We start from the raw sequence: 11,556 nt of genomic DNA on the forward strand, positions 1-11,556 counted from the left end.
TTTCTTGGTTGTTAACACAGAATCTTTGCTTGTAGATGTTAGACAATACACTTTATCTTTTTATAAAATTAACTTGAAACTTGTGGCGGTTGCCAAATGGCAGCTAATATATTGAATCGATAGTGTGATTCGTAATGTGAATTGAGTTGTGTAGAAATTTTAATTTTTGATTGCAATGCAAAGGTTGGCGGCTCTTGATGCACAATTAATGTTCCGCAACAGTTACATACACAAAGCATTGCGCAGGAATCATCATGATCGTTTTGATGACTGTGTTCCATGCTGATTTCCACATCATTTTCATGTTCCGCATTATAGCCGTCGGCACATGGTTTTAACGCCAATGCCAATATGAGAAATCCGAGTATGAAACTGATGCTTTTCATTTGTCTTACAAATATAAAAGAAATGTCTTTTAATGACTTAATTTGTTCTTTTTTGTTTCTGAATTAATCCTATATTTGAAAAAACTGTAGCATATGGAACCCATAACTTTTGATAAATCGCGCGTGGTAAGCTTTAGCGATGCCGTATTTTCTATAGCGATGACGCTTTTAGTGCTAGAAGTTGCTATTCCAGATGCAACAGAAGTTGTAACGACTTCATTGGGAAGTATTTTAAGCGAACGAATTCCAAGTTTTATAGGACTTTTAGTCAGTTTTTTAGTTACTGCATTGTATTGGATCGCACACATGCGCATTATGCGATATGTAAAGAAAGTAAGTTACCAATTGCTGTGGCTAAATATTTTGTTATTGCTTTTTATCGTACTGCTGCCCTTTTCTACAGGTTTGTATGTGAAAGGTTTTAATGCGGTTTCGCCATTTGCTTTTTATTGCTTCAATTTGTCTGCTATCGGATTTTTTAATTATTTGATGATTCGTTACATCGCAAAACATGAAGAAGAAGTGACGCCAATTGTAGGACAATCTGAAAAAGCACGTGCTTTAGTAAGTATGTTTGTTTGGATTTTATCAGGCTTTTTGGCCTTTATTCTTCCATTAACATCTCGGTTTGTGTTTGTGTTGATTTTTATATTTCAACCTTTTATGAATCGGTATTTTAAGAAGAAAAAAGCTAGATTAGAACTTGCCTTTGTTGAATCTGAAGAAGTTGTTGATTCAATTGAAAACAATACTTTAAGAGAAGAAGTTGATGAAAACGGTGATTAGATTGTTTTGAGTTTTTAAATACTTCTCGATACAATTTTTTATCTATCTCGACTGCGCTTGATATGATAAAAAATCAATCAAAGTGACGACTTTAGTACTCAACTTTAAAAATATCATAATTCTGAAATCAAAAATCAAAAATCGTACATCCTAAATCACTAATCGATTCCTGGGAAACTGGTCACAAATTTGACTTTGATGTCTGCAAAATTCTCAGCGACGAAGACTTTTAAATCTTCTCCATATTCCACCACTTGCCATTCGCCACAATCGTCTGCAAAGCTTTCTACTAATTTTACTTTGATATCAGAAAAATTATTTACAATTTTTATTTTAACATCTGCATTGCTCGCGTGTTCCACAAAACGAATTTTTCCGTAGAGTTTTTTTCCTTTAAATGTACAATCGTCGTCTTGTATTGTTGGCTTCGTTGCCGAAATACACAATGAACTGATGAATAAAAGCAATAAGAATTTACATAATTGTTTCATCACAAATAAGTCTATGTTTTGGTATTATTGAATTTAGTATTCATTTTTTTTAAACCTTCTATGTTTCTTTCCAAAACGAGTTTAACGTCTTCCGTTTTTATATGTCCCAAAATGCCCCAAGGTCCCGTAAATCCTTCTTTAACCAATGTTTGAATCATTTCAAACTCGTGATCTCCTTCTCCAATCGTTATAATTTGTGGACCTTCTTTTTTAACGCCGTTTAGATTGACAAATGATAAGTAAGGTGTAATCTTTTTTGCAATGTCTTGAAATTGATCTACATATTCCTGTGCGTGATGAAAGTTGTACACCATCGAAATAGAATCATCATTCAAGGCTTCTAATATTTTGAGTTGATTGTATGGATTTCCAAACCATCCATGATGATTGTATAAGGCTAATTTACAACCCATTTGATCCGCTTTTTGCTTGACGAACTTAATCATATCTACAGATCGTTTTATAGCTGCTTCTTGGGATAGATTTTCAAAAAAGTTAGCACTAAAACTTACCCAAATCACAGGTTTTTGAGGTACTTCACTTATATTTTTTAATAATTCTTGGTTTGAAGGACTCAATTTCCCAATACTATCTCTCTTTGCGTTTAACCACAAAAATACCGATGTGATTTCAATATCATTTTCTTGGGCAAGTTGAAATTCTTCTTTCATTTTGCTGAAATCTCCTTTGCCTTTGTTGAATCCATATTTTTTTAACCCAAGTTCTTTTAGAAGCGATATTCGTTGTTCGGGAGTTCTATCGGCAGCATCAAAACCTAAAATACACCATGGCGATACTTCTTTGATGTCAATTAACTGTTTTTCAGCTTTTTCACAAGCAATATTTAGGGATAAAATAAATACGACAACGCTACATTTTATAAAGTTCTTCATGGATGTAAAATTCTAAATTTGTGTTACGCGCACTTTTTTCTTTTTTAAACGTGTATCCGAAGTTAGTTTGATGACTTCTTTGGCTTTTGAAGCTGCAACTGCCACAAATGCACAATCGCTTTTAAGTTCTATCATGCCCAACTCGTCTTTGCTGAGTTTTCCTTGTTTCATAAACAATCCTGCAATATCTCCTTTGGAAATTTTGTCCTTTCGTCCACCAGAAATAAACAAGGTTTTCCAACCAGAAGCTTTTGGTCGTACTCCCGAAGCTAATTCTTCTACAACTTCCACTTCTGAGATAAAATCTGGAACCGTTTCATGTTCCCATTGCAATACAAACGCTGTTCCTTCGGCATGCATACGTGCTGTACGACCGTTTCTATGTGTGAATTCTTGTGCTTTTAATGGCAATTGATAATGAATGATGAATTTTATCTCAGGAACATCAATTCCACGTGCCGCCAAATCGGTAGCTATGATGAGTTGATGTGTTCCGTTTCTAAATTTGATCAACGCGCGTTCTCTGTCTTTTTGTTCCATTCCGCCATAAAAGCAACCGTGTGGAATGCCTTTTGATGATAAAAAATCACTTACATACTGAATGGTATTTTTAAAATTGCAAAAAATAATTCCAGGTTGATTCGCGACAAGCGAAATGGTGTTTAGAAGTGTATCTAATTTGTCTTTTGTTGGCGAAAGTATCCGTTTGACTTCAAGTTTGGCAATTTTCTCACCCAAATAATTGATCGTTAATGGATTTCTCATTTCCACAAATGCTGGAATGTCCATGTCTTTCGTTGCCGAAGTTAACACACGTTTTTCAATATGTGGCACCAACGAAATAATATCTTTCATTTCCTCTTCAAAACCAACTTCTAACGATTTGTCAAACTCATCCAATACCAAGGTTTTAATTTCTCTGGTAGAAAATGTTTCTCTACGCAAGTGATCGGCAACTCTTCCAGGCGTTCCAACCAAGATGGCAGGACGGTGTTTTAATTCCGTTTTATCCTTTGAAAAATTACGTCCACCATACACTTCATTGACTTTGAAACCTGTTCCCATTTGACGTGTTACCTGCGAAATCTGAATTGCCAATTCGCGTGAAGGTGCCAAAATAATAACTTGTACTTCATCGATATTTGGATCTAATTCGGCAATGATAGGTAGTAAAAATGCAACCGTTTTTCCAGTTCCTGTTGGAGACAATAAAATGGTATTTGGATGCGAACTTATAGATAGTTTCGCTTCTTCTTGCATGTCATTGAGCTTTTGGATGCCCAATTTTGCTAAGATATCGCGCTGATTTTTAATGATTTTTGACATGCCGCAAAAGTACAGTTATTTGTAATAATTAGATGATTTAAAGTTAAATAATTGAAAGATTTAAACAAAACACTAATCAATATATGCTGACTACACTAAAAACTGCCGTGATGTATGGTATTACCGTAGTTTTTTGAGAATTCATTTTTGTAAATTGATAAGCATATTAATTTTAAAAATATAACTCATGAAAAAGAAACAAATGAAAACATTGCGATTTTCAAAATCAGTGATTTCAACATTAGGCGCACAAGAGATAACAGGAGGACTTTCAGGTGCTTGTACTTCAAGTGTTAATAGACTTCAATGTAAGTTGGGTTGTCCAGAATCAGTTTATACTCCTTGTGGCTAACAATAATATTTTTTTAAAACAAAAAACGTCCTTTCGTGTGAAATGGACGTTTTTTAGTATCTCTGAATTTGTGTAATTTCACAATATATTCATCTTATTTTTCAGCTTTTTGAAATTCGTAAAGTAACAATTGACTTTGAATATTCATCGGTAATCCAAGTACTTTCGTTGAAGGTTCATATAAAATATCGCCAACACTTCTACCTACAGTTACGATGTCTTCCACTTCTCCTTCGGTGCTGATTTTCATTATTTTACCCGTATTCCAAGCAGAAATTAGAAAACTATTTTCATCATAAATTTGTACACCATCTAAGTTTCCTAACGTGTCTTTTGAAACTTTCGTGATTTCTTTGGTTTTCATATTTAATTTGAGAAAATTTCCACTTTGCTTCCTCGTATCGCCTTCTCCTACTACATTTCCCCAAGCTGCCACATACATATCATTTCCAACGTTTAGCAAACCATTTGGATGTTCTAATGCTTCTGATTGTAACCATTCTGAAAATGTTCCGTCAGTTGTTAGTGCAAATATGGACGATTTTCGAGTGTCAGAAATGTAAATTGTTCCATCTTTCGCAATTGAAACATCGTTTAAAAACTGAGTTCCTTCCGTTGTATGCGTTTTGATCACTTTTCCTGAATTTAAATCCGCTTCTACCAAAACCGTGACATCACTAACATATAATTTATCAGCTGTAATAGCAATTCCTTTCGGATCATTTAAACCTTTAATAAAGATTGAATCTATTAATTTTCCATCCGCGCCAACTTTCGCAATGCTTCCATCTCCTTGTTCCCGATTTCCAATTAATGAAGCGTAATATACATTTCTTTTTTTATCGTACACAACAGATTCACAATGTGTTAAACCGTTTATCTCATGTATTAATTTAGGTGTCATTTTTATAGCAACAACTTCCTTTTCAGGAGTTTGTTCAGGTGATTTCTTTTCTGTTTTACAAGCAAAAAATAGACTGGTAAGTAGTATAATTTTGAAGAAAGTTTTCATGTGTCGGTTTTTTAATTTGTTACTAAAATACATATTCGAGCGTAATTTTAATGATTTACTTTTAGTATTTTGCACACATGAGAAGAACTTTCCAACAATACTTACTATTCACATTCCGATCTATCGTTTTTTGGATTTTAGCATTCAGCTTTATGATTATCATTCGCTATTTTGGAATTTTTGAAGAAAAAGGTGTGAGTATTTTACCAAAATATGAGTTGCCGTTGTTGGAATTGTTAACCTATGTGAGTTTGTCTTCGATTCCGTTTGGAATTTTTTATGCGGCTGTAGAGTTCTTGTTTGATCGGTATTTGGCTAAAAACTTGGCGTTGGGCGTTGTTATTTTTGCAAAAAACTTCATTTATTTGATTACGCTCATCTTTTTAGTAAATATTGTTGTTGAATATACGGGTCAGATTTTAGATGTTGAGTTGATTGAAGGAAACGGCTGGTGGCGCACAAATAAGACGTTTTGGTCAATTGTTATTTATTTTATCGTGGCATCTTTGGTGTTTTCGTTTATAAAGATTGCCAACGAGAAGTTTGGTCGTGGTGTTTTCGTAAAAATGCTCCTTGGAAAGTACCGAAAACCGCAAGAAGAGAAACGTATTTTTATGTTTTTGGACTTGAAATCGTCCACGACAATTGCTGAAGAATTAGGACATTATGTCTACAGTCAGTTGATTCAGGATTGTTTTTATGATTTGAATACAATTGTACAAAAGTACGATGCAGAAATTTACCAATATGTTGGCGATGAAGCCGTTTTGAGTTGGAAATATGCCAGAGGAATTAAAAAGTTTAGAGCGATTTCGTTGTTTTTTTCGTTTCAAGAAAAGATACAATCGAGAAGTAATTATTATCAGGAAAAGTATGGTTTGGTGCCACAATTTAAAGCTGGAATTCACGGTGGAACCTTGATGGTTACCGAAGTTGGATCAGTTAAGAAAGAATTGGCATATCACGGAGATGTGATCAATACAACGGCAAGAATTCAATCAGAATGTAACACTTATGGTGCAAGCATATTGATTTCCGAAGATTTGCTTTCTGACATGAATCTTACCGAAGATTTTTCTACCAAACGTATTGATAGTTTGCTGTTGAAAGGAAAAGCAAAAACGGTTACAGTTTTCAGTATTTCTAAGAATAATTAGTCTGTTTCTTCTAAAAAGAAAAATTCATTAACTGGTTTTTGAAAAGTGGCGCTTAATTTTAAAGCTAATACTGTAGAAGGTACATAACGTCCTTTTTCAATAGAATTGATGGTTTGCCTTGAAACTCCTATTTTCTTTGCTAATTCGTCCTGTGTAATGTCTAAAATAGCGCGTTCAATCTTGATTCTATTCTTCATTACAATCTTCTTTTTATCATATAGAAAAATAATAAATACATGGTGAGTAAAAACCAAAGTACTTGAAAATCTCCCACATCTGTTAAAGGATCTTTGTCTTTTTCAACAAAAATAGCAACAATATAATTAATCAAAGGTTGCACTAATGTATATACAACTCCAGCCACAAAAGCCATTGAAAATGCTTGTCCACGAATGGTTTTTATCATTTCATCTTCTACTTTTTCTTTTGCAATTGCAATCATGAGTAAACCGACCAATACAACGCGTTTTAATATGAATTTTAGTGTTTCTGCAATTTCTATATCAAATAGCTTTCGTGCAAACAAGAAAAGTATGGACACAACAACGAGTATGACTCCTATTTTTTTGAATGTATGTGGCAATCCAAAATTTTTAAATTTTTCAAATCTTCTGTTCTCTGCTTCGCAAAATGTTTCTTTCGCCATCTTATATTTGTATTATGATTGACAAGTTTGTTTTCTATAATGACAAATATACTTTACATTTTGTAAAACACAAATGTTTTTCTACAGATTTTAGAAAAATTATGGTTTTAAGCTAATTCGTAGGTAGTTGTATCTCTTTCGTATTCAAATAGTTTTGAATATTCCATCACATTAGAAATGCCTTCTAACTTGCATAAATAGGCAATTACTGCTGAAAGTCCTTTGAATAAAACTTCTTTATCCGTCGGGTTTTCAGGTTTATTATTTTTGTGATGTAGCGGAATGGTGTAGCCGCAAGCTTTTAAGAAAACGGCTTCAATGGTCAATAATTCGATAGGTGAATATCCGCCAAATTTGCGTCCAAAGCTTTGGTGTACTTTTCCGATGTAGTTAAGTGTCGTTGCGCCATGATCGTCAGAGAGATGTTTCCAGCTTTCGGTATTGTCTAAAATATTACCGACAGCACATTGTTTGCAACATTCTGGATTGAGCGTATTGTGATGAAATGCAGTGTATAGTTTTCGTATTGCAGATTCAAATCGCGTTGAAGTGTTCATAATCCATGCTTCTTTTTCTTAAAAATACAAAAAATGTGCTGAATTCTCGCCTCTTAAAAAAGACGAACGCTTTAATTTTAATGAGTCTAAATTTAATTGAACGCTAAAATTACGTAGTAAAAGCTCTAAAACTTACTCTTTAACGATAATCATGGTGGCTTTAATTCCTGTGGTAAGATTCCACTCGTTTGCCGAAATGAGTTCGCCTTTGTCATTATACACGCGGAATTCGGCAGTATTTGGTCCAGAAGAACCTTGATTGAGTGCTTGAAATTCTATTTTATTGAAACCTTGTGCCAAAGTCACATTTATTTTTTTGTATACAGCTTCCAAGCGAATGTTTTCAGCTACAACAACATCATTAACATACACACGTACACGATCGCCGTCTACATATTCGTGATCTCTACAAACAACTTCGACAAATTTTCCATTACTTCTAAAATCGCCTAAATATTGTTCTACTTTGTATTCTGGACGAATTTGTTTGTCTTTTTTGTTAAGCTTTTTCTCAAATTCTTTGTTACGGGTTACATATTGCTCCTGACCTGTAAAGTATACTTCTTTTTCCTTTGTCAACGATGAAGGTTTCGATTTTGGCAACGCAATCAGACTCGTTCGTTTTTTAGTTAACAAACTAGGCGTTTCGAATTCTACAAAATTATCTGCATTCTTCTTAGGAGTTGGTGTTGGATCTTTTGGTTTTGGAAACGGCAATTTTATACGACCTTTTGTAATGTCGATATCGTTCGTTTTTGTTTTGGTTGTATCTTTTTGCCCATAGGCTGTGCACATACCAAATAGTATGAAAAGGAACAGGATTCGTATATTTCTATGTATTTTTTTGGCTAACACTCTTATTTCTTATCAATTGCAACTAAGCTATACAATATTACGTTTTTTTTAATCACAAACTAAAGTGTTAACACACAATTATCATTCCAAGTTAAAGATTTTATAAAATTATGCTAGAATTACTCATGTGAAGCTCTTACGACCAAGCAATTTCAGTAAGTTCTAAATGCACAATTTTCTTCAAACCCAAACGGATATTTTTTCGTTTCCAAAAACCGCTATTTGGATGATGTACTTGGTATTCTACATCAATGACACGTGATAATTCTTGTGAGATGATTCCTTTAAAAGCGCTCGTACTTCCGTTGATATAATGATCAAATGTATGTTGTTTTAAATAGTTCATAAAATCATTTCTATATTTTAGATTGATCCAACCATAAAACCAAAAATTCAAGCGTGTTTGATTGCTTCCTTTTTTCCCTAATAAATAATGCAAAGATGTTTGATATGGCACCAATGTGTAGAATGTAACTTCATAATTTTCAACTGTTTCAGGCGAAATTTGCTGCATTAATTCCATAAAACCAGTTTTAAAACTTTGAAAATAACCAACCAACGGATTCATGGCTCTGAATTCATTTTTATAGTCAAATTCATTTTTATCAGGCGCTTCAACCGTAAATAAAACTTTTGTATATGTTGTATTTTCAGAAGGTTCTAACAACGGTTTGCCGTTTTCAATCCAAAATGTCCAAGGTTTTACCAAATGCGGCATTCTGAAAAAGCGATCTTTTATAATGACAAAATCTCCTTGTACATCAAAAAACTCTTCGTTTTCATTTTTAATCGACTGAAAATCATCTACTTTAAGACTTGTAACGCGTTTACTTTTTCGATTGTATACAGGAACCGTTTGAACTATCTTCATATTGGGGAATCATTTTGCGATGCATATTTAAGTATTCTTTCGCAAACTGAAAATTATTTTTTTTAACAATCAATTTGTTAATTTCTTTTTGTCACTCACCAAAAAGGTATCAAAAAAGTAAAAGAGAGCACGCAGCTCTCTTTTGGGTTTTAGGGGGAATGTGTTTATGTATAAACATAATAACAGTTCAAAAGTATACTTTTTCTTACTTTAACTTATTTTAAAACGTCAAAATATTTGAAAACTATCGATGAAAAGCACATAAAACTCGATGTACGGAAGTGTGAAAAAAGTTTCTTGAATTTAGCGCAAAAAAACGTCCTTAATATTAGTAAATTAAGGACGTTAGCTAGTCAATATATTTAAGCCGAATTGACTAGTATTTCGAAAAATAGTAACTAAACAGCAAATTGATGTCATATTTTTCTATTTAAATATACAAAAAAAAGAGCCCAATTGAAGTATTGAGCTCCTAAAAACTTTAGAAAGTTTTTGATAGTATTGCTGAATAGCAAAACTACTACTTTTATTTTTTTGTAGGAAATTATATTTGTTTTAAATATAATTTTCTTCATAATTAATAAGATAAGACTAATTAACTAATAATCTATATGAAGATTCATTTTATGAAAAAATTCAGCATTGCATTGCTACTTTTACTTAGTATCTGGAGTTGTAAAAATGATGTAAAAACGAAAGCTGCTGAAGAAGACACTACCGAGAATGCAAGTATAGCCGATGGATATTTGATACAAGGAAAAACGGTTGACGCCGATGGAAAGAGCATTTCATTATTCGCTGTGCATCCAAATGATAGTCTTGTAGCCATTAGCAGCACTACGATTGAAAATAATACTTTTCGCTTTCAAGGAAAGGTTGCACAACCCGATTTTTATTTGCTTCGGATTGATTCAATACGTACCTTCAAAATCTTAGTTTCAAATAGTACACATGATGTTTTTATTTCAGATAAGAACTTTGCTCACACTATACAAAGTGCGGATTTAGAGGCTAATTTGTATGGCAGATTGCATCAAAAACTGAATAAATTTTTACAAGTTGAAGATTTATATAAGGAAATTCATCGAGATGCAGATGCACAAAGTGACATTCCAAAATTGATGAAACTAGATGAAAAACTGGACGAATTTATAAATTATAGAAGACAAGTTGTGAGTAGTTTTCTAAACGTAAATACAGAGAAACAACTGACCGCATTGATTTTAAAAGATCAGATTGACTTTTTAGATTTTGATGTTGTTTCTGCTACATATGCTTCATTACCAATTGATATTCAAAATAATACAACTGGAACCTATATTGCCGATTTTATTAAAAAGAAAACAGATCAAACGCTTGTAGTTGTTGAAATTCCGAAAGTAGAGAAAAAATCTAATGTTACAACGAAAGTAGAATTTAGACCTGCAGCCTATGCCCTTTCGGGAAAAACTCACGAAGGAAACGAATTATCATTGGCAGCTATTTCCAACAAAAAAGTGGTTTTAATTGATTTTTGGGCAAGTTGGTGTCAGCCATGTAGAGTACAAAGTCCGCATTTGGTTTCTTTGTATAAAAAGTATAAAGATAGTGGATTGGTAATTTTAAGTATTTCTGAAGATACTAATGAAAGTGCTTGGCTAAAAGCTATTGGTGATGATCAATTTACGTGGAATACACATATTATTGATACAAATAAGTCTATTGCATTTCGTTATGGTATTGAAGCCATTCCGCATACCGTTTTGATTGATAAAAATGGTAATATTGCTGCCGAAAAGCTTTCTGGAAATGGTTTAGAAACTAAGATCAAACAGTTGTTAGCGGAATGATTTTCAGTTATTTATGATGGTATTTCCCAGTTTCGTCAGAATCTAACGATTTGATGATTATGTAATCTTCATAAGCCTTATATCCTTTTGTGCTACTTTTTAACAAAGCCTTTGGCATTTCATTAAAATATATAGTATCATTCTTAAGATGAAATAGTTTAAAATCTATAGAATCTCCAATATAATAACCGCCACCATATTTCCACCAACCGACTTTTAATTCTTCATGGCTTAAAGTACAGGAAGAGAAAAGTATAATCAGTACGCTATAAAAAGACCATTTTTTCATTTTTAACGTCAGTTCGATATTAGTGATTCAATTCATATTTGTGATTGAGCTTAGATACTCCTTACTAAATAACACATTTTCAGTATTTTATTTTCATTTTCTTTGC

15 protein-coding genes are annotated in these 11,556 nt (G+C 32.9%); 4 read left to right on the forward strand and 11 right to left on the reverse strand.

Annotated elements, in window-relative coordinates; genetic code table 11:
- Positions 1-68: 68 nt before the first annotated feature.
- Entirely contained in the window at positions 69-386 is a 318-nt protein-coding gene (locus AA089_RS22025) for a DUF6660 family protein (protein WP_046759184.1), read from the reverse strand.
- Positions 387-479: 93 nt separating this feature from the next.
- On the opposite strand from AA089_RS22025, the gene AA089_RS22030 reads away from it, so the two are divergent.
- The gene (locus AA089_RS22030; RefSeq protein ID WP_053002632.1) at positions 480-1,172 is read left to right on the forward strand and encodes a TMEM175 family protein; all 693 of its coding nucleotides are present in this window, start codon (positions 480-482) and stop codon (positions 1,170-1,172) included.
- A 158-nt stretch (positions 1,173-1,330) separates the two neighbouring features.
- On the opposite strand, the gene AA089_RS22035 is transcribed toward AA089_RS22030, so the two are convergent.
- Genes AA089_RS22035 through AA089_RS22045 form a run of 3 tightly spaced genes read right to left on the reverse strand, consistent with a single transcriptional unit; the run spans position 1,331 to position 3,882 of the window.
- A complete protein-coding gene (locus AA089_RS22035) occupies positions 1,331-1,663 on the reverse strand; it encodes a hypothetical protein (protein WP_046759185.1) in 333 nt (110 codons plus the stop codon).
- Positions 1,664-1,674: 11 nt separating this feature from the next.
- Positions 1,675-2,556 carry a sugar phosphate isomerase/epimerase family protein gene (locus AA089_RS22040; RefSeq protein WP_046759186.1) on the reverse strand — a complete coding sequence of 294 codons (882 nt, stop codon included), beginning with the start codon at positions 2,554-2,556 and terminating at the stop codon, positions 1,675-1,677.
- Between the two features lie 12 nt (positions 2,557-2,568).
- Positions 2,569-3,882, reverse strand: coding sequence for a DEAD/DEAH box helicase (locus AA089_RS22045; protein ID WP_046759187.1), 1,314 nt, complete (start codon positions 3,880-3,882; stop codon positions 2,569-2,571).
- A 187-nt stretch (positions 3,883-4,069) separates the two neighbouring features.
- Here AA089_RS22045 and AA089_RS25095 point away from each other — a divergent pair, with 187 nt between their 5' ends.
- Positions 4,070-4,234: a hypothetical protein gene (locus tag AA089_RS25095; protein ID WP_156169249.1), complete on the forward strand. Its 165-nt coding sequence runs from the start codon at positions 4,070-4,072 to the stop codon at positions 4,232-4,234.
- Between the two features lie 94 nt (positions 4,235-4,328).
- On the opposite strand, the gene AA089_RS22050 is transcribed toward AA089_RS25095, so the two are convergent.
- Positions 4,329-5,246: an SMP-30/gluconolactonase/LRE family protein gene (locus tag AA089_RS22050; protein WP_053002633.1), complete on the reverse strand. Its 918-nt coding sequence runs from the start codon at positions 5,244-5,246 to the stop codon at positions 4,329-4,331.
- 77 nt (positions 5,247-5,323) lie between these two features.
- On the opposite strand from AA089_RS22050, the gene AA089_RS22055 reads away from it, so the two are divergent.
- The gene (locus tag AA089_RS22055) at positions 5,324-6,403 is read left to right on the forward strand and encodes an adenylate/guanylate cyclase domain-containing protein (protein ID WP_046759188.1); all 1,080 of its coding nucleotides are present in this window, start codon (positions 5,324-5,326) and stop codon (positions 6,401-6,403) included.
- Here AA089_RS22055 and AA089_RS22060 read toward each other — a convergent pair.
- The 5 genes from AA089_RS22060 to AA089_RS22080 all read right to left on the reverse strand — a co-directional run bounded on the left by AA089_RS22060 (position 6,400) and on the right by AA089_RS22080 (position 9,332).
- A complete protein-coding gene (locus tag AA089_RS22060; protein WP_046759189.1) occupies positions 6,400-6,600 on the reverse strand; it encodes a helix-turn-helix transcriptional regulator in 201 nt (66 codons plus the stop codon). The genes AA089_RS22055 and AA089_RS22060 overlap by 4 nt on opposite strands.
- On the reverse strand, positions 6,600-7,049 hold the full coding sequence (locus tag AA089_RS22065; RefSeq protein ID WP_046759190.1) for a hypothetical protein: 450 nt from the start codon (positions 7,047-7,049) through the stop codon (positions 6,600-6,602). The genes AA089_RS22060 and AA089_RS22065 overlap by 1 nt, the downstream gene beginning before the upstream one ends.
- A 107-nt stretch (positions 7,050-7,156) precedes the next feature.
- On the reverse strand, positions 7,157-7,606 hold the full coding sequence (locus AA089_RS22070; RefSeq protein ID WP_046759191.1) for a hypothetical protein: 450 nt from the start codon (positions 7,604-7,606) through the stop codon (positions 7,157-7,159).
- Between the two features lie 132 nt (positions 7,607-7,738).
- On the reverse strand, positions 7,739-8,401 hold the full coding sequence (locus AA089_RS22075) for a hypothetical protein (protein WP_053002634.1): 663 nt from the start codon (positions 8,399-8,401) through the stop codon (positions 7,739-7,741).
- A 196-nt stretch (positions 8,402-8,597) separates the two neighbouring features.
- Complete coding sequence (locus tag AA089_RS22080; RefSeq protein WP_046759192.1) at positions 8,598-9,332, reverse strand: hypothetical protein; 735 nt, start codon at positions 9,330-9,332, stop codon at positions 8,598-8,600.
- A 626-nt stretch (positions 9,333-9,958) separates the two neighbouring features.
- Between AA089_RS22080 and AA089_RS23975 the strand changes: the two genes are divergently transcribed.
- Positions 9,959-11,161 carry a TlpA disulfide reductase family protein gene (locus AA089_RS23975; protein WP_053002635.1) on the forward strand — a complete coding sequence of 401 codons (1,203 nt, stop codon included), beginning with the start codon at positions 9,959-9,961 and terminating at the stop codon, positions 11,159-11,161.
- A 7-nt stretch (positions 11,162-11,168) separates the two neighbouring features.
- Here AA089_RS23975 and AA089_RS22090 read toward each other — a convergent pair whose 3' ends face one another.
- Positions 11,169-11,450 (reverse strand): hypothetical protein, encoded by a 282-nt coding sequence (locus AA089_RS22090; protein ID WP_046759193.1) that lies wholly within the window; start codon positions 11,448-11,450, stop codon positions 11,169-11,171.
- Positions 11,451-11,556 lie beyond the last annotated feature (106 nt).

Source organism: Kordia jejudonensis (genome assembly GCF_001005315.1).
In the GTDB taxonomy this organism is placed as follows: Bacteria; Bacteroidota; Bacteroidia; order Flavobacteriales; family Flavobacteriaceae; genus Kordia; species Kordia jejudonensis.